Here is a 22663-nt window from a genome sequence, read left to right as displayed (position 1 = left end):
TACAGTCCGCTGGAGGATGAAAAATTATCGTCGCGGGTCAAACTCCGCTAATTTTTCCAGAAGTTTTTTAACCGGCGCGGCCAATCCGATGGTGCCGGGTTGGTGCGGGTTGTACCAGAGCGTCTGGTGCGCTTCGGCAATATTAGTGGGTGTTTTTTTTAATTGTATTAAGACCGGGGTAATATCGAGATGATAATGGCTAAAGGTGTGGCGATAAGCATCCCAGGTTTCACTGGCGACAACCTTGCCAAAACGGTCCTCCGCGTAGCCTTCAGCATCCATATCCAACGCAATCTCCAGAAAGCTCCACAGCCCACCCCAGATGCCCTGCGGCGGGCGTTGTTGCAATAAGATCTCGCCGGACGGATTGCGCAGCATCAGCAGTTGCACGGCTTTTTCTGGCAAGGTTTTCTTCGGCTTTTTACCGGGATACACGCTCACTTTGCCCGTTGCATAGGCCAAACAGCTAGTCATCACCGGGCAGCGTTCGCAGGCGGGTTTACTGCGTGTGCACAGGGTAGCGCCGAGATCCATCATCGCCTGGGTGTAATCATTGACGCGTTTTTCGGGAGTATGTGTTTCGGCGTGGGTCCATAAGGTTTTCAGGGTATTGGCTTCGCCGGGCCAGCCGGCGACCGCATGGTGGCGAGCCAGTACGCGTTTGACATTGCCATCGAGGATTGCGGCGCGTTGTTTGAACGCAATACTCACAATGGCGCCGGCAGTAGAGCGGCCAATGCCTGGTAGTTCCGCCAATGCCTCGACGCTGTCAGGAAATTCACCAGCATAATCGTGCACGATCGTTTGAGCACAGCGATGCAGGTTGCGCGCCCGGGCGTAATAGCCCAGCCCGGTCCACAAATGCAATACGTCATCAATCGGTGCGGCTGCGAGGCTGGCTACATCCGGAAAACGCGCCACAAAACGTTCAAAGTAAGGAATAACCGTGGTGACCTGGGTCTGTTGCAACATGATCTCGGATAACCACACGCGATAAGGCGTAATGCCCTGTTGCCAGGGCAGGGTTTTGCGACCGTGTTTGTCAAACCAGGTAAGGACTGCGCGGGAAAAATCATTGCTCATCTTGTTTCTTTTTGTTGAAGATATTTTTTAACAGGTCTTCGGCTTTTTTTCCGGTGCCTTCACCGCCCAGTTTTTCATCGAGTTTTTTCCGCAACTCGTCTTTTTTGGCATCCACCTTTTGCTCGGCGGCATCGATCTTGGCGCCGTGTTTTTCGCGCAATTTATATTCTGCAAAATCCTTGGTCAGCGAAGCCAGGGCCTTGCTATCCAGGCGGCAGTCGCGCACCGGGTTTAAATCGGTCAGCGAGCCATGACAACGCAAGAGCGACAGGCTGCGGTTTAACCAGTAGTTGCTGCCGATGATACACCCTTCCGTGCTGGTTGCCGCTACCGTAGTGCCGTCGCTGGTAGTTTCAGTTGTAGTGGCCGTGGGGATTAATTTTAAAGGCAGGCGGAAATCATAGCGGTCATCACCCAAATCAAGCTTGCCATTGACGCCGAGCATCAATTGCTCGATGCCTGCATTAAAGGATTCAACAGTAACCACCCGGTTGGCCATGGTGATCTTGCCGGAAAGATCTTCCATCTCGGTAAAATCTTCCCAGGCTTTTTGCGGGTCATCCACCCGGTTGACCAGGTTCACCAACTGACAGAATTTCTGTTCAATATTTAGCGGGAAAAAGCGCACCTGTGCACCGGTAATGTTGGTTTCGTTAACTAGGGTGTCCAACAATTGGTTCATCGTAACCCCCCGTGTGGTGCCGGTGGTGGTGGCGTTGATCGCACCGGTGAAATTCACTTTTTCATTCAGCGCCATATCGCTCAGGAAGGGTTCCAGCTGAAAACTGTCGACCTTGCCGTCGAACTTGATTGCAGCTGTGTCGCCACGGCCATCGAGTGTACCGGTGGCCGAGATGATGCCTTCATAAGCTGTCGCTTGTGCCTTGCTGACTTTGACCAGGCCATCGCGTGCTGTCGTGCGCAGACTGATATTTTTCAGTGGCATGTCGGCGACGGTAACCTGCGCAAAATCGACACTGATGTCTGCATTCAAAGACTTGACGGTTTCCAGTGGAATCAGTTCTTCATCACCGCTTGTGCTATCGGCGGCGGCAGACGTTTCGGTGTCGCTGGCGGGGGCAAGATAGTGATCAACATTGATAGTGTCGCCAGTGAGTACCAGGTTAATGGCACTAGTAGTGATATCGGTTATCGCCGCACGCCCCTTGATGGTGGTGCGATCCAGTTTGATCGTCAATGGCTCAAAGGTGATCGCCTCCGGGCTGCCGGTAAAGCGGGTCTCGAGTGAAACATCGCTCAAGGCATAAGCCTCAGCGGTTTCCAGCTCAGTACCTAACGCGGCCAACAGTTTGCGTGCATTAAATGAGGGAACAGTGATGTCACCTTCAACGCGTGGTGCGTTTTGCAGATCACTCAATGCGACCTGGTAATCGGCCCGCAGCTCGGCGGTTTGTGGACCTTTAATGTTCACGGTAAGTTGGCCAGCGCGTAACGTCAGATTATTGAAGTCTTCGGACAACAACACTTGCTGTTGCATACGGGTTTCCAAATTCAACGTCTGGCTCGGTTGCTCGGCTTGGCTGATGCGGGTCATCAGGGACAATTGCAGGTCAAACGGGTCACCTTGCAAATTAAACTGTTCGACGATCAGTGCGATATCCTCGACGGCGATCTGCTGTCCGCTTTGGGCATCCGTATAGGTGAGGGCGCTGTTGTTCAGGCTGATTTTTTCAATGGCGAGTTGCATCTGCTGGCCCGTATCAGCGGTGCTTGCCGTGTCGCCAGTGGGAGTTGCTGTGCTAGCGCCCGGCACAGCCGGTGTCTCAGCGGTTGTGCTGTCGTCGGTGGTCAAGGCTTCCCAGTTGCCGGTGCCTTGTTCATCCACACTGAGATCAATAACGGCACCATCGACCAATACGTGATGCACAATAACCTCACCGCTGAACAGGGGTCTGATTGCCAGTAACAAACTGGCTTCGTTCAGCCGGGCGATGGGTTGATTTGGTGTATTGAGCGCAGCGAGGCGTACATCATTGACATCAATTCCGAGGCTGGGCCATAAGGTCCAGCCCAGGTCGCCGTTGATGCTCAAGGCCACACCTTGCTCGCGCGCCAGGGCTTCAATCCGCGGTTTAAAGACATTGGGATCGAACAACAATACCAGCAGAATCAGCGCCAGCAATACCAATCCGATCAGCACAGCAAGACTTTTGAGTAACAACTTCACAACGGGCTCCTTACGCCAGCAGCGGCAACTCATTAAATGACAATGGCAATAAGCCGGTTTTTTGTAGAGGGGGCACTAGATAGCACCTTAAATAACTGGATCGCAACGTAAATAATCAGATAGCGCCTTGAAAAATGTAGAGTCCAGTGTAAATCGAAAGTGCCCCGGCACCAATGAATCAGTCGAGGCCAGTTGGGGAGTTGAGTATAAAAATACGCAAAGCTATTCCTAAAGTTTTGTTTGCCATGGCGGATAGGAGCCCTTTTGGGTATTCCATACTGACAGAGCGGATTGGCGTCACAATTTGTATGGGGAGGCTGTGCTATTCTGCGTTGTGGTTCAAAATTTGATCGCAGTCGCCAGGGTAGACCTGCTGTGACACACAAGCGACACCAAGGGAATGTCCGCTCAGGGCAGTACACCACCATAAACTTGGGGAATACATCATGCCTTATATTCTGCATGAGTTGCGCGGGTCGAATATTTCTCATTACGAACTCGCCGAACACATCACCATCGGACGCAGCACCAGTAATCAGGTTGTGATTGACGACGCGACGGTCAGTGCGCAACACGCCATTATTGAGAAAACCGAATCCGGATATCAGATTCGCGATCTTGACAGCACCAACGGTGTGTTTGTGAACGGCAAACGGTTAACCATCAGCCCCATTCAGGCGGCCGATAATATTGTGATCGGTACACATAATTTGCGCGTGGTGGATAGCTTGCCCAACGAGCTGGAAAAAACCGTGCGCATTAAGAAAAGCTGGATTCCCGGTATTTATTACACGGACCGCTAATGCGCTGAATCCATGCGATCTCTTTTACAATCGATTATTAATTTTTTTGATTTGCGTTTACTGGTGTGGGTGCCAGGGCTGTGGCTTATCCTGAGCGCGGTTACGCCAACACTTCTGACCCAGCTTGATCGACAATTATTTTTTACTGGCGCGTCCTTATCGCGCGGCATCCAGCGCCCCCCGGTTATCGATATTCTGGAACTTTCGTCGACGCAGATGCAGCAGTTGATGGATGATCCAGGCCAGGACCCGGACGTGCTGTCACTGATCGAGTACTTGAGTAAAAAACAACAACGCACTGGCATTATCCTCAACGATTTACCGCGCCCGCTTGTCCCACCTGTTGCCTTGCCAGTTACTGAAACACCACCCTCGGATGTCACGCCGCCACCTGCCGATGCGGCTTGGCAAACGCGCCTTGCAGCGCAGCAAAGATTACAGCGTTGGCTTACCTCGCCGGACGTCATTGTTGGTAGCAAAACATTATCGACCACGCTTGCGCCAACACAACAGGTGATGGCGAGGGAGCCGCGCTGGACGATGTACTACCAATGGTTGCCTGCCAGTATGCAACCGCTGCTATTTCCCGCTGCGCCGCTGTTGGAATCCGCTAACCTGCCGTGGCAAATATTTCCAGCACCTGTCATAAATTCTCAGGAAAATAATTTACAGCAGGCGTTGCTTTGGTTTCGCGAGGGCGCCTGGTATCCGAGTATGGCGCTGGCATTGTTGCCGTTACAGGACAACCTGGCCTGGCGTGGCCGAAGCGAATTACATGGCGCAACCCAAGGGCGTTTGTACACGAATATTGACGGCAGCGTGATACCGGTATTCCAGGCACAGGGTCCCTTTCCGCCGGTCACCCGTCATTACACCTTGCAGCGTTTCCTGCAGCAGCCCAGTGAAGAATCTCCCCCCTTATTGCTGATCGGTACTGCCGACGATAAATCGCTATTGTCCCTGGCGGGGTTAATGCAAAGCCTGTACACCGATAATTATCACACCTCGCCCTGGTGGTTTTACGGTGCAGAAAAAATCTTGCTGTTGTTGATGCTGGTTTATCTGTTGTGGATCTTGCCGCGTATGAGCGGTGGTGTCGCTTTGCTGGCCACCCTGCTGTGTTTATTGTTGCTGCTGGTGGTGCAGTTGGGTGGACAAATTACCCAGTCGCGTTGGTTGCCGCTGGGATTAACCATGCAATATGTGCTGTGGGGATTTTTGGTGATGGCGTTGTGGCGGCAACAACAAAAGCCGCACAAGCGTTTGCAGCAACGCCATCAGGATGTGGCTTGCCAGTTAAGTCAGCAACTGATGCAGCAGGGGCAACTCGATCAAGCGGTAAAAGCCCTGGAGGACTGCGCAACGTCTGAACGCGTTTTGCAATTGCTGTATGACATTGGTGGGCAGCATGAGCGCAAACGGCGGCTGAGCGATGCGCTGGCGGTTTATCGCGTGTTGTACAAACGCCATCGTTCATTTAAAGACGTGACCAAACGGTTAAAACAATTAACCGACAAACAACATTCGCCCGCCGAAGATATCGAACTGACACTGAGTAAAACGGTGGTGCTTGCCGATCCCCACAGTCGCCCGCAATTTGGCCGTTACAACATTGAGCGTGAAATAGGGCGCGGTGCCATGGGGGTGGTGTATCTCGGTCACGATCCGCAGATTGCGCGGCGGGTGGCAATTAAAACCCTGGATTATTCCCGTTACGACACGGGTGAACTTGCTGCGGTAAAAACGCGTTTTTTTCGTGAAGCGGAAGCCGCCGGGCGTTTGCGTCACCCGAATATTGTGACGGTCTACGATGTGGGTGAAGAGCATGATCTGGCGTTTATCGCCATGGATTATGTGGCGGGCCAACCCTTGAGTAATTTTATTACGCCGAAAAATTTATTACCGATGGCCCAGGTGTATCGCATCGTGGCAGATGTGGCCGAAGCACTCGCCTATGCGCACAGCCGGCAAATTGTCCATCGCGATATCAAGCCGGGCAATATTCTCTATCATCCCGACAGCAAAAAAGTGACGGTAACGGATTTTGGTATCGCGCGCATTGTAAGCGACGCGCGCACGCAAACCGGTGAGATTGTCGGCAGTCCGTTGTATATGTCGCCCGAGCAAGTGAAAGGGCAGAAGGTCGGCGAGGCCAGCGACATATTCAGTTTGGCGGTGACCTTCTTTCAATTGCTCAGCGGTGAGCTGCCGTTTCACGGCGATAATATTGCCGGTTTGAGTTATCAAATTATTCACGGCAAACATAAAAACATTCGTGATCTGCGTTCACAAATTCCCACCAGTGCCAGCCGTATAATCAACAAGGCACTGCAAAAGGAACCGGGTGATCGTTACGGCAATGCGGCCGATATGGCGCGTTCGCTACGCAAGGCATTACAAAAAGATTTTGCCTGATTTTTTTACTCTTTTTACAACCCGCGAGGACTCTTTATGGCAATGCTCGTACAACTGATCGACGACGTGGTCGCCAACAAATTTGAATTGCGCCAGGGCACCCTGGAGATTGGCCGTCATCCTGCCAGCGATATCCAGATCGATGATTCCGCCGTGAGCGCGCGCCACGCGAATTTGCTGGTAAAACCCAATGAACATTTTCCGCAGTTCAACGAGTACTACCTGATCGACCTTAACAGCACTAACGGAACCTTTATCAACGACCAGCGCATCAATGGTACCCAGCGGCTGCATCACAACGACCAGGTGCGCATCGCCTGGAATCAGTTCAAATTTATCGACAACAACGAAGCTACCCTGGAAAAAACCGCCCATATTATCCCGGGCATCTAAGCACCTCCAATTTCTGCCGGTGTCGCCGGCGCTGGCAGAAACCCGCCCTCGCCGCTAGAATACGCGGCCTTATCACCCGATCACGACATGCCTCCAGATCGCCTTTTGAACGGCGGTTGCATTCCGAACAGGACGAACCTCATGGGACACAAGACAGCACTTTTTACCCTGCACCAGGCCATGGGCGGCAAGTTAGTGGATTTCGGCGGCTGGGACATGCCGCTTCATTACGGCTCGCAACTGGAAGAGCACCACAAGGTGCGCCGTGCCGCCGGTATGTTTGATGTGTCCCACATGACCGTGGTGGATGTTAGCGGCGCCGATGCCAAAGCCTACCTGCAACGCCTGCTCGCCAATGACGTAACCCGCATCGAAAACCAGCCGGGCAAAGCCCTCTACAGCGCCATGCTTAATGAGGCGGGCGGGGTTATCGATGACCTGATCGCATATAACATGAGTGGCTGGTTCCGCGTGGTGGTCAACTGCTCCACCCGCGAAAAAGACCTGGCCTGGATGAACCGGATTGCCGCCGACTTCGCCGTAGAGCTGCAAGAGCGCGACGACCTCGCCATGATTGCCATCCAGGGCCCCAACGCCATGGCATTAACCAAGCAGCTGGTTGGTGAGCCGCGCGCAACACTGATTGACCAACTGGCGGTCTTCCAGGGCAAAGAGAGCGGTAGCTGGTTTATCGCGCGTACGGGTTACACCGGTGAAGACGGCCTCGAAATCATGCTGCCCAACGGCGAAGCCCCCGTTTTCTGGCAAGCCCTGGCCAACGCCGGCGTCGCACCTTGCGGGCTCGGCGCCCGCGATACCTTACGCCTGGAAGCCGGCATGAACCTGTACGGCCACGAGATGGACGAAGATACCTCACCGCTGGTGGCCAACATGGGCTGGACCATCGCCTGGGAACCGGCGAGCCGCGATTTTATCGGCCGCCCGGTGATCGAAGCGCAAAAAGCCGCTGGTGTTCCACAGAAACTGGTGGGACTTGTCCTGCGCGAGCGCGGCGTGTTGCGTGCTGAGCAGGTTGTGGTCGTCGAAGGCACCGACGCGCGCGGTGTGATTACCAGCGGCACATTCTCGCCAACCTTGGGCTATTCTATTGCTTTAGCCCGTGTCCCGGTCAGCATCGGCAGCCACTGCCAGGTTGAAATGCGCGGCAAGCTGGTCACGGTTGAAGTGGTTAAACCAAACTTTGTACGCCACGGTCAGCCGCTGGTGTAACGTCGAACAAGATTACGTCATCCATTATTTTTCACAGGACTTTAGCAATGAGCGAAATTCGCAAAGAACTCAAATATCTCAGCAGTCACGAGTGGGCGCGGGTGGAAGAAGATGGCACCGTGACCATCGGTATTACTGACCACGCACAGGATGCCCTGGGCGATGTGGTGTATGTGGAAGTGCCGGAAGTCGGCAGCACGGTGACCGCGGGTGAAGAGGCGGGTGTGGTTGAGTCGGTGAAGGCGGCGTCGGATATTTATTCGTTGGTGTCGGGCGAGGTGGTTGAGGTGAATGAGCAGTTGCAGGATGCGCCGGAGACGGTGAATGCTTCTCCCTATGACGACGGCTGGTTTTTCCGTGTGCGCCCGGATGATTTGTCTGAGCTTGAGAATGCGTTGGATGCGGATGATTATCGTAGTGTGGTGGAAGACGAAGAATAATCAGGTTTTGTAGGCACTTCGTACACCGTTTTGTTTTGCGGGCTTTATTGTGAAAACGCATGAATACGTCCGTGTAGCTCCCTCAAGTCGTCCCTGACTTGAGGGTTTCACAATAAAGCCCGCAAAACAAAACTCACATAGCATAATGCTGCAAGTGGTTGATTAAATAAGCACTAAAAAGCGCGGCTAAGGCCGCGCTTTTGCTTTCTCCACTCTTTCAGCTTCAGTTGATGTTCCGGCAGGATTGGGTAGCGGGGTGCGAGACCATCACCGACATGGATGTCGGTGATGAGCCTACAGGGACGTATCTACGGCGTGTCTCGCACCCCGCTACCCAATCCTTGGCACTAACCAACCACCCCAATCCAAACACAAACACCAACCAAAAAAACTAAGCCACCTGATCCAACGTCACCGCCGTAATCCCCCGCTGCACCAACCACTCCGCCAACTTCGGCAACTGCTGCACAATCAAATGCGGATGGTTATGCTGCCGCTGGCCATCATGCATCAACACAATATCCCCGAACTTAATATCATGCAGCCGCTGCGCAACACCCGTCTCCGTCCCCATCGGCCCCCAATCAATAATGCTATGACTCCACAACACCGTCGTCATATTTTCCGCCTGCACCTGCTTAAGCATGGCGCGGCGTAAACGGCCGTGGGGCGGGCGGAACCAGCGGGGTGCCTGGCCGGTGATTTTTTGAATCGCTTCGGAGCCGCGTGCCACCTCGTCTTTTGCGCGGCTGGGGGAGATCATCCAGGGGTGGCGGTGGCTGTAGGTGTGGTTGCCGACGGTGTGGCCTTCGTTGAGCATGCGCTCCACCAGGCGGGGAAAACGTTCGGCGGCTTCGCCCAGGACAAAAAAGCTCGCGCGGATTTTATGCAGCGCGAGCAGGTCGAGGATGGCCGGTGTGTAGACCGGGTCGGGGCCGTCGTCGAAGGTCAGGCATACCAGCGGACTGTGCAGGTAGCCAGACACATGCTTGAGGTTTTTAAGGATAGTCGGCGAGCTGGACTGCCGGGGTTGGCTCGGATTCAAAACCACCGGATTCACTGTTACGCGCTTTGCGATTTCGGAATTCATCAGTGTGAGACTCCTCGGAAAAATAATTAAGCAAGTTGTTGCGAGTTAACCAAAACGCATGGGGTTGCAAACGATCATTTTCGCGTGCGGCCAGGGTCGGAAAAAACGCTTTAAGTAACAACCGAAAATAAAACTGGCGCATCCGGTTGCCCCAGGTAGTGGGCAGGCGTTCAATCATAAAGCCCACTTTTTCTCCGTGGGGCGCAATCCAGGTCACGCCGTGTAACGCTTTAATGTCTTTAAACTTTTTTTCGTTGTTGATGCGTGATGCCAGGTGGTTCAGCGATTTCACCAGCAGCCGCCGAAAACGTAAGGCGCCGCGAGCATATTCGCGCGGGTTATTCCCGGCATTAAAACATTCGTGGTTGAAGTGCAGGATCGCCAGCGCGTCACCCGGCTCCAGCCAGGTATCGTCGTTCATCGCCTTGCGTTCGCCTTTGTAAACTTCGTAAGACAAGCTCAACAGCTCATCAATTTTTTCTACCCGGTGCAGGCGGCGCCATAAGGTGTCGTACCAGGTCATGATGCGGTTAAACCAGTTCCCTGACATTGTCTATTCCTGTGCTGAGTGGCGTTGCCAGCGGCCGATACGTTTTTCGCGTTCCAGATTTTCAATCTGCGTCACGACCGTTTTGGCGGCGTAGCGATGGCCCTGTTGTTCCGCACGTTTTTTCATCTGGCGCAATTCGTCCGGATTATCAAACAGGGTGTGCAGGGCGCCGGGCAAATCGGGCAGCTCCACGCGTAAACCAGCGCCGTGTTCTTTCAGGAATTGCACGTTGTGCGCTTCCTGACCGCCGAGGCAACAGGTGGCGATGAACGGGCGGCCACAGGCGAGGGTTTCGCTGACGGTGAGTCCGCCGGGCTTGCCGACCACCACGTCGGCGGCGCGCAGCAGGCTGACCATATCATCGGTCCATGAATACAACCTGAATCGGTCCGGGTTGATGCGCGCCAGGTATTCCAGCTCACTCTGGCCACCGAGTGAGTTACTGGCAGTCACCAGCACACGATAGGGGCGGCTCTCATCCAGTACCAGTTGGCGCACGGCATCCAGCGTGCCGATACCGCATTGGCCGCCGGTAATCAAAATGGTGGGGCGGTCGTCCAGGCCGAGGTTTTGGCGTGCGCGGGCCTGGGACGGTGGGTTTTCAAACGCGGGCATCAGTGGAATGCCGGTCACCTGGATGCGCCCCGCGGATACGCCTTGCTCGATCAGGGACTGGGCAACGCGCTCATGGCCGACGCAGTACAGATGCGTGGTATCCCGGACCCAGACGCCGTGGGCGCCGTAGTCGGTGGGTACGCCAATAATGGGTTGCGTTATCACGCCTTTCTGGATGGAGCGGCTGAGGAGGGCATTGGGGTACATCTGGGTGGCGACCAATAAATCGGGCCCATAGCTGGTGACATAGTTCTTAAGCCGCGAGGCGAGGATGCTGTAGACCAACCCCAGCAAACCTTGCAGCACCAACCGGCCCGCAGGAAAGCGCGGCCGGTAGCAGATGCCGTTGATCAGCGTGTTGATCAAGGCGCTGTCGAGATTCTTGTAAGAATTGGCAAACGAGAACAGGGAGTGTTCGTTGACGTCGGGATACCAGCGATGTTGTTGCTCGGTCAGGAATTCCACCAGCTCTTTATCCGGCGGTGTCTTACCGGCCAATTGACGGTAAAGATCCTTATCCATATCGTAAAGCTTCTGATAAAGCTCCGGGTGCTCGGCGGTCATGCGCAGGTAACCGTCTTTGACGGCGGCGCTGACATCTTCATCAAGCAAATGGGTCACATCGAGACACTGGGTCTCGATATCCGGGTAGCGATTGCGCAGGGCCAGGTCAATCGCTTCAGCGGCACGGGTGTGACCGTAGCCTGGGCTGGAGGTAAGAAATAGTACTTTCATGCCACACGCTTCCTTTTTTTATTCCGGAAATCCATGGTGAGTGTTGTTTTGCTCGGGTTAAAACAACGGGTAAATAGACGAACGGCAACGCACAAAACTCTAGCGCTTTTACACAGAAGATGCACCGGGTAATTTGTAAGGAATTGCGCATTGCTCGTTGAGAGACGTCAGCTGTTTGAGCCTCGCGATAGCCTAGCCTGCGGGTTGGGAGCGGCAAGGTCTGTGCGGGTTCTCACATAAGTTTTTTACCCACTGAAAGACAAAAAAGCTGCACCCCGAAATTGACCTTCCACACACCAGTTGGCGGAGATTTAATCCTCTTTACCCGGACGTGGTTTAGGCGGCTCTCCAAACAACATCAGTATGCGCGGCATAACCAAAAACACTGCCAGAGCGAGGAAGGTACACAAAATAGCGGAGGACTCGCGTCCCAGCCCGGCAGCGACACCGATGGCCGCCGTCAGCCAGATACCGGCAGCAGTGGTCAGACCTTTAAGATGTTTTTCGTCGCTGCCTTTGATGATTGCGCCCGCACCGAGAAAGCCAATACCGGCGATGATGCCCTGGACGACCCGGCTCAACTCGGCATCAGAGATACCCGCTTCCTGGGGAATCAGCACAAACAGTGCCGCGCCGATAGCGACCAGCATATGGGTGCGAATGCCCGCTGCCTTGCCACGCTGTTCCCGCTCAAAGCCGAGGATGCCGCCGAGTATCGCAGCCATCAATAAACGCACGCTGATACGGGTAATTTCAGTGACGTCTTTGATGTCGGAAAACTCTGTCGCAATGGTGCTGGATATTTGTTGCCATACACTCATCGTTATTTTCCCCTTGCACTCATCGTATGCTGCTTCTTAAAAAGCATTCACGTGTTTGTAAAAAACTATCTGCTGACTATTAAAAAGCACCAAGCTGGTGCTACTTGCCAGGGGGCATGCCCATCGTTTTTTCACTTTATCACTGCGACCGGGGGCGCCCACGGTGCGTTAACCAACAGTCGTTGGTGGCGCGTCGTTTTATTATGACCGCGCGTGACTCGTGGTGAGTCTCCGGCATGAGCAGGCAGCGCGAGTGCGGCTGCAATGTGACGGCTGTGACCCGTTTTCTCCTCTCGATAATAAACCCTTACCGCACTTTCTTATTCCGGTTACGAGCCGAGTCGGTTCAGGGCTCAGGTGTCGAGAATTTATAACGTTGATGCTCGGCGTGATTTGTGCAGGGAAATTACCGTGGCGGATACGAACAAGGGTAACGGCGGCGACGAAATTGTTCGTTAGCTCGCACAATGAAAAACGACAGCAAACCATTTTTTATCGGGGGAGTCTTTTGATGTCCCCGATGTAGCGTTCACCATCGGCAACAGAAATCCAGCAGGAGATTGAATGGATGATGTGTAATGTCATCACCCGTACCGGGAAGCTTCCAAACCGTTTTACGTACACCGTCTGGCTTCTGGGGCTCTTGTGCCTGGGGGTCATCACCCAAGGTACACAGGCCCAGCAATCCACGTCGGCATCCAGTGTGTCCCTGGCGGCTCCCCTTGCTGATCCCCGGGTAGCTGATGAGGAACCCAACGCTCTCTTTAATGCCATCGAAGCGCGGGCGAAATCCCTTGCGCAAAATGATTTCAAACCGGTGGAAACCAATATCCCCGATGAATTAGCCAACATGACATACGACCAGTATCGGTCGATCCACTTTCGTCCCGAAGCTTCTCTGTGGCGCGGCGAATCCCTGTTTGAAATCCAGTTGTTTCACCCCGGCTTTTTATACCGCGAGCCGGTGGTATTGCACATGGCCAGCAGCGAAGGCGATCCCTCGTTGAAATTCAAACAGGATTTTTTCAACTACGTTGGCCAGGCCGAAGCCCTGGCAGGTAAGGCGCCGGAAAATATCGGCTTTGCCGGATTTCGCGTGCATTACCCACTCAATACCAACGAGTACAAAGATGAATTTTTAGTGTTCCAGGGCGCTTCCTATTTTCGCCTGGTCGGGCCGGGCCAGGTATACGGTTTGTCAGCTCGCGGCCTGGCCATTGATACGGCGGAATCGAGCGGGGAAGAGTTTCCGGTGTTTCGCGAATTCTGGCTGCTGAAACCTGAACCCACCCAGACTCGCCTGGTGCTGTATGCCTTGCTCGACAGCCCCTCCGTGACGGGCGCCTATCGATTTGAAGTGACCCCCGGCGCGCCGACCGAAATGGCTGTGGAAGCGCGCTTGTTTGCACGCAAGGATATTAAGAAGCTGGGTATCGCACCGCTCACCAGCATGTTCCATCACGGCGAAAATACGACGCGCTTTGTGGATGACTTCCGCCCGGAAGTGCACGACTCGGACGGCTTGCTGGTTGCGGCAGCCAATGGCGAATGGATCTGGCGTCCGCTGAGTAATCACCGCGCGTTGCGTGTTTCCTCCTTATCGGATGAAAATCCGCGCGGCTTTGGCTTGTTGCAACGGGATCGCGATTTCAATCATTACCTGGATATGGAAGCCGATTACGAATTGCGTCCCAGCTTGTGGGTTATGCCGCTAGGCGACTGGGGCAAGGGCCGCGTGGAATTAGTGGAAATTCCCACCGATAGCGAAGTGAACGATAACATCGTGGCGTATTGGGTCCCTGAAAAAGCGCTCAAGGCTGGCGAGTCCCGACAATTCAGTTACCGTCTGCGCAGCTTCGATCAGCATCTGGCAGAGCAGGGTGGCGCGCGAGTACTGCGCACCCGCATCGGTTGGGGCGCTGTACCTGGTCAGAGCAACCCGCCACCGCACAGCAAACGGCAATTTGCGATTGATTTTCGCGGTGGTGAACTGGAAAACCTGTCTGCGGATGTACCGCTGGAAGCCGAGCTGCAAAAAAATTCCGGCACCATTACCGACTTGATGGTAATGCGTTTACCCGATCAAAAAACCTGGCGCGTGTCATTCAAACTGGAGCCTGAAGGTAACAACCTGGTGGATATGCGTATGTTTATCAAGCTGCGCGATCAACGCCTGACGGAGGTATGGAGTTATGTCTGGTATCCCGATGCAATTCAGTAAGCTGCACGCGCGCGCCTTGCCGGTCGATGCGCGCCTGCAACCGGAAAACAGTATTCGCTTACCGGGAGAAGCCCTGCGGCGCCCGGTATTTTTTATGCTGGTATTGGGCACCACCGTCGCTGGCATGGCCATCATGTTTAATATCCTCGCCGCTAACAATTTGATGCCGTTGGAAGCGGTGTTGTTGTGTTTGTTTTCAATCACGTTTGGCTGGATCACCATTTCTTTCTGGAGTGCGGTGTGTGGGTTTGTGTTGCAGATGATGCAGCGCGATCCGCTCTCGTTAAAAAAAATGGACCTTGATCGCTACCGCCGGCAACCCATCACGACCCGCACCGCCGTTGTCATGCCGGTGTACAACGAAGACACACGCCGGGTGATTGCCGGTTTCGAGGCGAGCTTTCGCTCACTGGCAGCAACGGGCGAGCTGGCCCACTTTGATTTCTATCTCTTAAGTGACACCACCGATCCCCAGGTGGCCCAGGCCGAGCTCGATGCCTGGCAGCAGCTGCGTGAGCGGTTAGGCGATTTATCGGGGCAGATTTTTTATCGCCGTCGGGAAAAAAATATTGCGCGCAAGGTGGGCAACCTCGCCGATTTTTGCCAGCGCTGGGGTAGCAACTATGAACACATGATCGTGCTCGATGCCGACAGCATCATGACCGGGGATTGTTTGTTGCAGATGACCCGTGCGATGCAAGCCAATCCGCGTGCCGGCCTGATTCAGACGGTACCGATTCCGGTTCGGCAAACCACATTTTTCGGGCGCTTTGTGCAATTTGCAGCGGTGCTTTACAGCCCCATGCTCGCCACCGGTCTGGCGTTCTGGCAGACCAACGCCGCAAACTATTGGGGACATAACGCGATCATCCGCGTGCGCCCGTTTATCGATTATTGCGGCCTGCCCAGTTTGCCCGGCAAGGCGCCCTTCGGCGGGGATATCCTGAGCCATGATTTTGTGGAGGCGGCGATGCTGCGCCGCGCTGGTTGGGATGTGTTTTTGCTCGCGGATCTGGAGGGCAGTTACGAAGAAGTGCCCAGCAATATTATCGACTACGCCAAACGGGACCGCCGCTGGGTGCAAGGTAATATCCAGCACCTCGGTCTGCTCGACATCGCCGGATTGCATTCCGTCAGCCGGCTGCATTTTTTATTGGGCGCCGTTGCCTATATTTCATCACTGATCTGGCTCGCCATGCTCGCCTTGAGCACTGCCGATGCGGTTATCCGCGCGATCAACAGCAATGTCTATTTTACCGAGGCGTATCAATTATTTCCCGATTGGCCCATTGCCAAAACCGGTTTGATTGTGGCCTTGATCAGTTTAACGATTACGTTGTTGTTACTGCCCAAGATTATGGGCATTGTGGTGGCAATCACCCATCGCAACGCGGCCTTTGGCGGCACTTGGGCAATCATCAAGGGGGCGTTTATCGAAACCGTGTTTGCCATTCTGATTGCACCGATCATGATGGCGTTTCATGCCTACTTTGTAATTTCCGTAATACTGGGTTTCAAAGTAAATTGGGATGCGCAGGCGCGTGAGGGGCGTCTACTGCCTTGGGGCGAGGCTATTGCGCGCACGTCGCGTACAACCCTGGTGGCCTTGGCATGGGGGGCAGTGACATTTATCTACGCACCGATTTTTTTCTGGTGGCTGATGCCGATTCTCACCGGGCTGGTGTTGTCTGCGCCCATCGTGCGCTATTCAAGCAGTTTGTATCTGGGTGAGTTAATGCGGCGCAAGCAAGTCTTTTTGTGCCCCAGTGAAACTGAAGATGATCCGGTATTGCGCGACATGCAGCAGTTGCTGGAAAAGAAACATCCACCGCTGCCTGCACCCGCCACAGCACCGGCGTTGCCGCCAGATAACTGGACGGAGATGCGCGAACAGAATCTGGCGCAGATGCCATTTTAATACGCTGACGAGGCGGCCGCCTTTGCTAAGTGGCCGCCTCAATTTCCTCGCTGATCAATAACCAGTTTTCCTCGCATTCCATCAGTTGCGGTTGCAACCGTGCCTGCTCTGCCAACAATTCTTGCAGTTGTTTTTTGTTGACGTCATCGTAGATGCCGGTGTCGCTGAGGTGGGTTTCAATCTCGCTGAGCCGCCGCTGCAATTTTTCCATCTGGCTTTCGAGATTTTTTAATTTATTGGTCAGCGGCTTGAGTTGCTGACGTTGCGCTGCAGATTGCTGGCGAAGGTTTTTCTTGTCTACCTTGGGTGCGTTGTCTGTCGGTTTGGTATCGCCGGCCAACGCCTGTTTTTGTTGGGCAAGCCAGCGGTAATAATCTTCCAGATCGCCGTCAAATTCACTGACGCGGCCGTCCGCCACCAATAAAAACTGATCCACGGTATTGCGCAACAAATGGCGGTCGTGCGATACGACAATGACCGCGCCTTCAAATTCCTGCAAGGCCATGGTCAATGCCTGGCGCATCTCCAGGTCGAGGTGGTTGGTCGGTTCGTCGAGCAGTAGTACGTTAGGCTTTTGCCAGGCGATGATCGCCAGCGCTAGACGGGCTTTTTCACCCCCGGAAAAATGCGTGATAGGTTCGAACGCGCGTTCTCCGTGGAAATCGAAGCTGCCGAGGAAGTTGCGCACTTCCTGCTCCCGCGCCTGGGGCGACAGGCGCTGGATATGCAGTGCTGCCGACGCGTTGATATCCAGCGCTTCCAGCTGATGTTGGGCAAAATAACCTAACTTGAAATGCTCACCGTTGGTTCGCTCACCGGCCAGCAATGGCAGGCTGCCAGCCAGGGTTTTGATCAGGCTGGATTTCCCCGCACCGTTCGGCCCCAGCAAGCCGATGCGCGTTTCCGGCACGATACTGAGTTCGACTTTTTGCAGAACGGCCTTATCGCCATAACCAATTTCACCGCGCGCAATGTGGACCAGTGGCGTGGACATTTTATCGGCGCAGGTAAAGGTAAAGCTAAACGGCGAATCGATATGCGCTGGTGCAATTTTTTCCATGCGCTCAAGTTCTTTAATCCGGCTTTGCGCCTGGCGCGCCTTGGAGGCTTTGGCGCGGAAGCGGCGGATAAAGTCTTCAATGTGCGCAATGCGTTCCTGTTGTTTCTCAAAACTCACCTGTTGTTGCGCGAGCTTTTCGGCGCGTTGCCGTTCGAAAGCAGAATAGTTGCCCGCGTAATTGTCGAGTTTATTGCGCTCGATACACACGGTGCGATCAATGATATTGTCGAGAAAATCCCGGTCGTGAGAGATGATAATCAGTGTGCCGGGATAACGTTGTAACCATTGTTCCAGCCACAGTGTTGCGTCCAGATCCAGGTGGTTGGTGGGCTCATCGAGCAACAGCAGGTCGGATGGACACATCAGCGCCTGGGCGAGATTGAGGCGGATACGCCAGCCACCGGAAAAGTCGCTCACGGGCCGTGTATCATCGCCCGGGGCAAAACCCAGGCCACTTAATAATTGTTGCGCGCGGGCCGGCGCGGAATACGCAAAAATTTGTTCCATCTCGCCGTACAGGTGCGCGAGCTTATCGCCATCCTGCCCGGCGGCGGCGATCTCCCCTTCAAGGCGGCGCAGTTCGGTATCGCCATCCAGCACATAATCCAGCGCTGAACGCTGGGTATGACCCACTTCCTGTGCCATGTGCGCGATGCGCCATTGGCGGGGAACCTCGCAACTGCCAGTGTCGCTGGCGATTTTGCCCAGCAGCATCTGGAAGAGGGTGGATTTGCCGCTGCCATTGGCACCGATCAAGCCAATCTTCTGGCCCGGAAAAATGGTCAGGTCGGCGGATTCCAGCAGGAATTTGCTGCCGCGTTGGAGAGAGATGTTTTGTAATTGAATCATGGCGCGCATTCTAGCAGACTGCTTCGCAACCGCTATGTTCGGCCAATGAAAATCAGGACAATTTTAAATCCGGAAGATGCATATGACTCCCCCAACGGCCTCTCTATGGGATTTTGCCCTCGCACTTTACGCCGCCCCCGGTGTAGAGAACATTTGCTTGCGCTTGCAAGATGACTTCCAAGCGAACACTAATATGGTGTTGTGGAGTTGCTGGCTGGAGGTACAAAACATTCGATTGACACCTGAGCGTCTGGAGCAGGCGCATGAGCGCATTGCATCATGGGATCATGCTGTCGTTGCGCCATTGCGACAACTGCGCAGGGATCTCAAGCAACACGCTACACAGGATCACCAGGTCGGCAGCTGTCGTCAGGCGATCCAGTCGGCGGAACTGGCGGCGGAAAAAGTCGAATTGGATTGGCTGGAAGCGATGGCCGGCGATTGGCCTGCGGAAACGACGCCATTAGCCTTGGGAGAAAACGGATTACATTATCTGAACACGCTTCGCGTACCAAAGAATTTGATCGAAGAGATACTGGCTTATTTGGTGGGAAGAGAAAAGAAGTAAGCATTAACCTTCGCCAGGTGTGAGCTTGTTCATTAGGCCATTGGTTTCGAAACCAATGGCCTAATGACAAGCGGATTACCAAGCGGATTACAAACTATCTTGGCCACCGTCAAAACGGACACCGCAACTCGCGTTACGTCAATCAGAATTTATCGTCGTTTTCAAACAGGCTGCCGGTTGCCGGAGTAGGTGATGTCGGCGCATCCGGTACCTGGGTCGCTTTGGGAAGCGGGTTGTCGCGCGGCTCAATCATACCGATGGTGGTGTGACTCGGAATCGGCTTCTCATGGGTATCGGTCACTACGGTATTTACCGGCGCTGGCTCAGCGGGTTTGGACGTCGCCACTGCCGGCTTTTTCTCTACTTTTGGCTCAGCCTTTTTCTCAGCGTTGTTTTCGGGTTTGGCCTCTGCTTTTTTCTCAGCCTTGGGCTGCGCTTTTTTTGCGGGCTTGGCAGCTTTCTTTTCAGCAGGTTTTTGTTGTTCGGCGGTCGGTTTTTCGCTCGTCTTGCCGGATTCGGTCGGCTTGTTTGCTGCCGGAGCCGCTTTTTTAGCCGCAGGTTTTGCAGCGGCTTTTTTAGTAGCTTTGGGTTTGGCGGGGGCAGCTGATGCGGGCGCGCCGGTTACTGCAGCTGGTGCTTCAGCTTTTTTGGAGGCTGCTTTTTTCGCGGCTGTGGCAGGCTTCGCCGTCACTTTCTTTTCAGCCCTGGCTGGTTTTGCCTTAGTCGATTTGGTGGCCTTGGCCACGGCTTTGCTCATCTCTGCTGCATTTTTTTTCTCGGCACGCAGTGCTGTGACAACCTCATGGGCGGCGACCAGAGTTTTATTTTGCGCGGCGGCCTCGGCTTTCAGTTTCTGCAAACGGGCTTTGGCCGCTGCAGTTGTTGCAGCTTTGCCACGCAGGTCAGCCAGTTTTTTGGCTGATGCCGCTGCGGACTTTTGTGCGGCAGCAAGTGCTTTTTCTGCGGCGTTGAGTTTTTGTGCCCGCGCTTTTTCTAGCTCGGCACTTACTTTGGCAATCTGCTTTTCAATGTCAGTAATCGAGACTGAGGTTGTCTTTTTGGCGGCCATGACGGAGTCCTATCGGTTTGAGGGTGGTAACAGTGAATGATGCAATCTTATGGACAAATCCAGATGCAAACTTATCGTGAACATCAGGCTGAAACGGCGACTATCTTTTTACATCAGGATGAGCTTTTGAACCGGCCTCATTGTAATCGTGGTTTTTAAAAAAGTGTATGTCTGCTAACGAACAAAAGTGTTGATTTTTTGTACGCGTATCCAGGGTTGAGCCGGATGCTGGCCATCGAGCTGCGAAAAATAAAAGCAAATCCAAATATGAATCTCTGATAGCCCATTCTGGTGAGGGTTCGAACCAAGCGCAAAAATAGCAGTCTGAACGGCGCCGGTTCATCCTGAGGCAAGCATAGGGACCAGCATCTTGCCCGCCGATTGCATCGCAGATTCCGCACAAAACCCGCAGAATTCAGCAAAAAAACCGCAAAAGAGGCTCACAATCCTTCCCAGTTGGTATACCATTGGCGGCTTCTCTGGCCCCTGAAGTAGTGGATTTGCCGGGTTGGATTTAATCGGTCGACCGGCCCTTATGTCCTGGCTGGATAGATTAGGAAGCAAATACATCAATAAAATTTAAGGTGTCATATGATTAACAAAAAACTACTTGTGGGCTTAGTGTCTTCTGTTGTTCTGGTGGTGGGCTGTGAAAAACAGGCTGAGGAACCCAAAGCTGTTGAGTTGACCACGCTCGAGCAGAAAGTGAACTACACCATTGCCCGCAACCTGGCAAATAACTTCAAGCAAAACGGTCTGGTGGTTGATCCGGACAGTTTCATGCTGGCACTCAACGATGTGCGTGACGGTGTTGAGTCCCGTCTGACGGAAGAAGAAATGCAGACTGTTATGCAGACCTTCCAGGAACAGGCCATGGCCAAGCGTGAAGAAGAGCAGAAAAAAATCGCCGATGAGAATGCTGAGAAAGGTAAGGCATTCCTTGAAGAAAACAAAGCTAAAGAGGGTGTGACCACCACTGAAAGCGGTTTGCAATATCGCGTGATCACCGAAGGTTCCGGTGTTAAGCCCAAGGCGACCGACACTGTGACCGTACACTACAGCGGCAAGTTGCTGGACGGTACTGAATTCGATAGCTCTTACTCACGTAACGAACCCGCTACGTTTGATCTGAACAGTGTTATCCCGGGTTGGACTGAAGGCCTGCAGTTGATGCCACAAGGCTCCAAGTGGGAATTGGTTATCCCGTCTGACCTGGCATATGGTCCAGGCGCCAACGGCCCGATCCCACCAAACTCTGTACTGGTGTTTGAAGTGGAATTGCTGGAAGTGAAAAAGGCTGACGCCGAGTAAAAGATTCAATCAGCTAACAAAAAACCCGCTGTCAAAAGCGGGTTTTTTTATGGGCGTTAATCCGGCTGGAGCGGTTTGCCGTGAGAGCAGGATTAGCTGACCAGGTCCTTATGTGATGTGTGCAGTACCGCAATCATGCGGTCTTCGGCGCTGAAGCGCACTTCCAGTGTTTCGCCCAGTTCCGAAAGATCGGCATCGAGTGAGGTGAGATCGTCGGTTTCCAGGTACTTGTCGTTGAAGTCGAGGATTTGTTCGGTCGTTTTATCGACCACAGAGAAAAGCGTACCGGCTTCTTTCAGTGCGTCGGTATCGTCAAACTGCCGACCCTCTTTAATGAGTTGATCGTAAATTTCAAAGTGGCCTGCTGAGACATAGTCCACCAGGATCTGGCACAGGGTACGCAACTTCGCTCCGCGCAGGGCTTCGTTTTCAGGGGTGGCATCAAGGCCGCTCAGTGCACAGTATTGCACCAGCATGTCTTGTCGCTCTTGCAGCCAGCGATCAATGATTTCGCTGACGCCGCCCCAGAGCTCTTTGGCGTTCTTACAATTGTCTAGCATGCGATATTTCCTTGAATAACCGTTTTTTAAATCAGGCGAGTCAAGATAGGCTATCCCGCCGCTGACGGCAAGCCTAATCAGCCTTTCCGCCAGACCTGAAAGAGATTGATCAATGCCAGGCCAATGAACGCCACCAGGGTCCAGCCAGCAATGCTGATACCAAACAGGGACCAGTCCACCTTTGCACAATTGCCGTCACCTTGCAGCAATACCTCCAGGGCCTGAAGGAACGGATAAACGTCAAACATATAAGACAGACCTGGGCCACACGCCGGGACCTGATCTTCGGGCAAGCTTTGCAGCCACAATTGGCGACTCGAAAAAGCTCCGCCGATGACTGCCGCAAGAATACCCAGCACAGCGTAGACACGCCGACCAGTCCGGGCAGGGTTATGGAGGAATGCAATCAGGGCAATGAGCCCCACAAGAATTACAAAGGCACGCTGGGTAATGCAGAGCGGACAGGGCTCCAGCCCCATGACGTGCTCCATGTAAGCAGCAATTAACATTAAACCAACACAGCCGAGGAAGATAATTAAATTTGTCTGGCGAATACTGGGCAACATGGTGAATCCTTCGTTAAGGTTATGGAGGCAATAGTACGCAAAAAGTCTCCGGGTGCGCCAGCCAATTGCCGAAAGCCTGTGGACTGTTTGATGAAGCGTTATTGTCGGCGTATAGCGAGACGCCAAAAAAGCCAATGGTTGACCGACCATTCAACGGAGGGTTCAATACCTCCATTTG

Annotated in this window: 19 protein-coding genes; 9 read left to right on the top strand and 10 right to left on the bottom strand. The window is 53.8% G+C overall.

Annotated elements, in window-relative coordinates; translation table 11 throughout:
• Positions 1-24: 24 nt before the first annotated feature.
• Both mutY and ACSV5M_RS06150 read right to left on the bottom strand, forming a co-directional pair.
• Entirely contained in the window at positions 25-1083 is a 1059-nt protein-coding gene (gene mutY / locus ACSV5M_RS06155) for an A/G-specific adenine glycosylase (RefSeq protein WP_439174742.1), read from the bottom strand.
• Positions 1073-3271 (bottom strand): AsmA family protein, encoded by a 2199-nt coding sequence (locus ACSV5M_RS06150; RefSeq protein WP_439174741.1) that lies wholly within the window; start codon positions 3269-3271, stop codon positions 1073-1075. The genes mutY and ACSV5M_RS06150 overlap by 11 nt, the downstream gene beginning before the upstream one ends.
• Before the next feature lie 446 nt (positions 3272-3717).
• Here ACSV5M_RS06150 and ACSV5M_RS06145 point away from each other — a divergent pair, with 446 nt between their 5' ends.
• The 5 genes from ACSV5M_RS06145 (at position 3718) to gcvH (ending at position 8552) form a co-directional block, all read left to right on the top strand.
• Positions 3718-4074, top strand: a complete 357-nt coding sequence (locus tag ACSV5M_RS06145) for an FHA domain-containing protein (RefSeq protein ID WP_439174740.1) — start codon at positions 3718-3720, stop codon at positions 4072-4074.
• Between the two features lie 12 nt (positions 4075-4086).
• Positions 4087-6489, top strand: coding sequence for a protein kinase domain-containing protein (locus ACSV5M_RS06140; RefSeq protein ID WP_439174739.1), 2403 nt, complete (start codon positions 4087-4089; stop codon positions 6487-6489).
• A gap of 36 nt (positions 6490-6525) precedes the next feature.
• Positions 6526-6882, top strand: a complete 357-nt coding sequence (locus tag ACSV5M_RS06135) for an FHA domain-containing protein (RefSeq protein ID WP_439174738.1) — start codon at positions 6526-6528, stop codon at positions 6880-6882.
• Between the two features lie 141 nt (positions 6883-7023).
• The gene (gene gcvT / locus ACSV5M_RS06130) at positions 7024-8112 is read left to right on the top strand and encodes a glycine cleavage system aminomethyltransferase GcvT (protein WP_439174737.1); all 1089 of its coding nucleotides are present in this window, start codon (positions 7024-7026) and stop codon (positions 8110-8112) included.
• Between the two features lie 47 nt (positions 8113-8159).
• A complete protein-coding gene (gene gcvH, locus ACSV5M_RS06125) occupies positions 8160-8552 on the top strand; it encodes a glycine cleavage system protein GcvH (protein ID WP_087467776.1) in 393 nt (130 codons plus the stop codon).
• 391 nt (positions 8553-8943) lie between these two features.
• Here the strand turns inward: gcvH and ACSV5M_RS06120 are convergent, their stop codons facing one another.
• From ACSV5M_RS06120 to ACSV5M_RS06105, 4 genes are all read right to left on the bottom strand, one after another.
• Complete coding sequence (locus ACSV5M_RS06120; RefSeq protein ID WP_439174736.1) at positions 8944-9642, bottom strand: polysaccharide deacetylase family protein; 699 nt, start codon at positions 9640-9642, stop codon at positions 8944-8946.
• Complete coding sequence (locus ACSV5M_RS06115) at positions 9551-10192, bottom strand: YkoP family protein (RefSeq protein ID WP_439174735.1); 642 nt, start codon at positions 10190-10192, stop codon at positions 9551-9553. Before ACSV5M_RS06115 ends, ACSV5M_RS06120 begins: the two co-directional genes overlap by 92 nt.
• Positions 10193-10195: 3 nt before the next feature.
• Positions 10196-11542, bottom strand: a complete 1347-nt coding sequence (locus ACSV5M_RS06110; protein WP_439174734.1) for an MGDG synthase family glycosyltransferase — start codon at positions 11540-11542, stop codon at positions 10196-10198.
• Positions 11543-11853: 311 nt separating this feature from the next.
• The gene (locus ACSV5M_RS06105) at positions 11854-12363 is read right to left on the bottom strand and encodes an MgtC/SapB family protein (protein ID WP_439174733.1); all 510 of its coding nucleotides are present in this window, start codon (positions 12361-12363) and stop codon (positions 11854-11856) included.
• A 568-nt stretch (positions 12364-12931) separates the two neighbouring features.
• Between ACSV5M_RS06105 and ACSV5M_RS06100 the strand changes: the two genes are divergently transcribed.
• Both ACSV5M_RS06100 and mdoH read left to right on the top strand, forming a co-directional pair.
• Complete coding sequence (locus tag ACSV5M_RS06100; RefSeq protein WP_439174732.1) at positions 12932-14584, top strand: glucan biosynthesis protein; 1653 nt, start codon at positions 12932-12934, stop codon at positions 14582-14584.
• Positions 14556-16502, top strand: coding sequence for a glucans biosynthesis glucosyltransferase MdoH (gene mdoH, locus ACSV5M_RS06095; protein ID WP_439174730.1), 1947 nt, complete (start codon positions 14556-14558; stop codon positions 16500-16502). The genes ACSV5M_RS06100 and mdoH overlap by 29 nt, the downstream gene beginning before the upstream one ends.
• A gap of 25 nt (positions 16503-16527) precedes the next feature.
• On the opposite strand, the gene ACSV5M_RS06090 is transcribed toward mdoH, so the two are convergent.
• Positions 16528-18411 (bottom strand): ATP-binding cassette domain-containing protein, encoded by a 1884-nt coding sequence (locus tag ACSV5M_RS06090; protein WP_439174729.1) that lies wholly within the window; start codon positions 18409-18411, stop codon positions 16528-16530.
• A gap of 82 nt (positions 18412-18493) precedes the next feature.
• On the opposite strand from ACSV5M_RS06090, the gene ACSV5M_RS06085 reads away from it, so the two are divergent.
• On the top strand, positions 18494-18979 hold the full coding sequence (locus ACSV5M_RS06085; RefSeq protein WP_439174728.1) for a TIGR02444 family protein: 486 nt from the start codon (positions 18494-18496) through the stop codon (positions 18977-18979).
• A 142-nt stretch (positions 18980-19121) separates the two neighbouring features.
• Here the strand turns inward: ACSV5M_RS06085 and ACSV5M_RS06080 are convergent, their stop codons facing one another.
• A complete protein-coding gene (locus tag ACSV5M_RS06080) occupies positions 19122-20048 on the bottom strand; it encodes a hypothetical protein (protein WP_439174727.1) in 927 nt (308 codons plus the stop codon).
• Between the two features lie 591 nt (positions 20049-20639).
• Here ACSV5M_RS06080 and ACSV5M_RS06075 point away from each other — a divergent pair.
• Positions 20640-21359 (top strand): FKBP-type peptidyl-prolyl cis-trans isomerase, encoded by a 720-nt coding sequence (locus ACSV5M_RS06075; protein ID WP_439174726.1) that lies wholly within the window; start codon positions 20640-20642, stop codon positions 21357-21359.
• Between the two features lie 92 nt (positions 21360-21451).
• Here ACSV5M_RS06075 and rsd read toward each other — a convergent pair whose 3' ends face one another.
• Together rsd and ACSV5M_RS06065 are read right to left on the bottom strand one after the other, a co-directional pair.
• Positions 21452-21919 carry a sigma D regulator gene (gene rsd, locus ACSV5M_RS06070; protein WP_439174725.1) on the bottom strand — a complete coding sequence of 156 codons (468 nt, stop codon included), beginning with the start codon at positions 21917-21919 and terminating at the stop codon, positions 21452-21454.
• A 77-nt stretch (positions 21920-21996) separates the two neighbouring features.
• Positions 21997-22485, bottom strand: coding sequence for a disulfide bond formation protein B (locus ACSV5M_RS06065; protein ID WP_439174724.1), 489 nt, complete (start codon positions 22483-22485; stop codon positions 21997-21999).
• Positions 22486-22663 lie beyond the last annotated feature (178 nt).

It is taken from the genome of Cellvibrio sp. ARAG 10.3 (assembly GCF_051846955.1).
GTDB lineage: Bacteria > Pseudomonadota > Gammaproteobacteria > Pseudomonadales > Cellvibrionaceae > Cellvibrio.
This window is presented reverse-complemented; position numbering and strand designations above follow the sequence as displayed.

What these genes read in the sequence shown, in the direction of transcription:
- mutY (WP_439174742.1), bottom strand. Translation starts at nt 1,083, where the DNA reads ATGAGCAATGATTTTTCCCGCGCAGTCCTTACCTGGTTTGACAAACAC.
- ACSV5M_RS06145 (WP_439174740.1), top strand. Translation starts at nt 3,718, where the DNA reads ATGCCTTATATTCTGCATGAGTTGCGCGGGTCGAATATTTCTCATTAC.
- ACSV5M_RS06140 (WP_439174739.1), top strand. Translation starts at nt 4,087, where the DNA reads ATGCGATCTCTTTTACAATCGATTATTAATTTTTTTGATTTGCGTTTA.
- ACSV5M_RS06135 (WP_439174738.1), top strand. Translation starts at nt 6,526, where the DNA reads ATGGCAATGCTCGTACAACTGATCGACGACGTGGTCGCCAACAAATTT.
- gcvT (WP_439174737.1), top strand. Translation starts at nt 7,024, where the DNA reads ATGGGACACAAGACAGCACTTTTTACCCTGCACCAGGCCATGGGCGGC.
- gcvH (WP_087467776.1), top strand. Translation starts at nt 8,160, where the DNA reads ATGAGCGAAATTCGCAAAGAACTCAAATATCTCAGCAGTCACGAGTGG.
- ACSV5M_RS06120 (WP_439174736.1), bottom strand. Translation starts at nt 9,642, where the DNA reads ATGAATTCCGAAATCGCAAAGCGCGTAACAGTGAATCCGGTGGTTTTG.
- ACSV5M_RS06115 (WP_439174735.1), bottom strand. Translation starts at nt 10,192, where the DNA reads ATGTCAGGGAACTGGTTTAACCGCATCATGACCTGGTACGACACCTTA.
- ACSV5M_RS06110 (WP_439174734.1), bottom strand. Translation starts at nt 11,542, where the DNA reads ATGAAAGTACTATTTCTTACCTCCAGCCCAGGCTACGGTCACACCCGT.
- ACSV5M_RS06105 (WP_439174733.1), bottom strand. Translation starts at nt 12,363, where the DNA reads ATGAGTGTATGGCAACAAATATCCAGCACCATTGCGACAGAGTTTTCC.
- ACSV5M_RS06100 (WP_439174732.1), top strand. Translation starts at nt 12,932, where the DNA reads ATGATGTGTAATGTCATCACCCGTACCGGGAAGCTTCCAAACCGTTTT.
- mdoH (WP_439174730.1), top strand. Translation starts at nt 14,556, where the DNA reads ATGTCTGGTATCCCGATGCAATTCAGTAAGCTGCACGCGCGCGCCTTG.
- ACSV5M_RS06090 (WP_439174729.1), bottom strand. Translation starts at nt 18,411, where the DNA reads ATGATTCAATTACAAAACATCTCTCTCCAACGCGGCAGCAAATTCCTG.
- ACSV5M_RS06085 (WP_439174728.1), top strand. Translation starts at nt 18,494, where the DNA reads ATGACTCCCCCAACGGCCTCTCTATGGGATTTTGCCCTCGCACTTTAC.
- ACSV5M_RS06080 (WP_439174727.1), bottom strand. Translation starts at nt 20,048, where the DNA reads ATGGCCGCCAAAAAGACAACCTCAGTCTCGATTACTGACATTGAAAAG.
- ACSV5M_RS06075 (WP_439174726.1), top strand. Translation starts at nt 20,640, where the DNA reads ATGATTAACAAAAAACTACTTGTGGGCTTAGTGTCTTCTGTTGTTCTG.
- rsd (WP_439174725.1), bottom strand. Translation starts at nt 21,919, where the DNA reads ATGCTAGACAATTGTAAGAACGCCAAAGAGCTCTGGGGCGGCGTCAGC.
- ACSV5M_RS06065 (WP_439174724.1), bottom strand. Translation starts at nt 22,485, where the DNA reads ATGTTGCCCAGTATTCGCCAGACAAATTTAATTATCTTCCTCGGCTGT.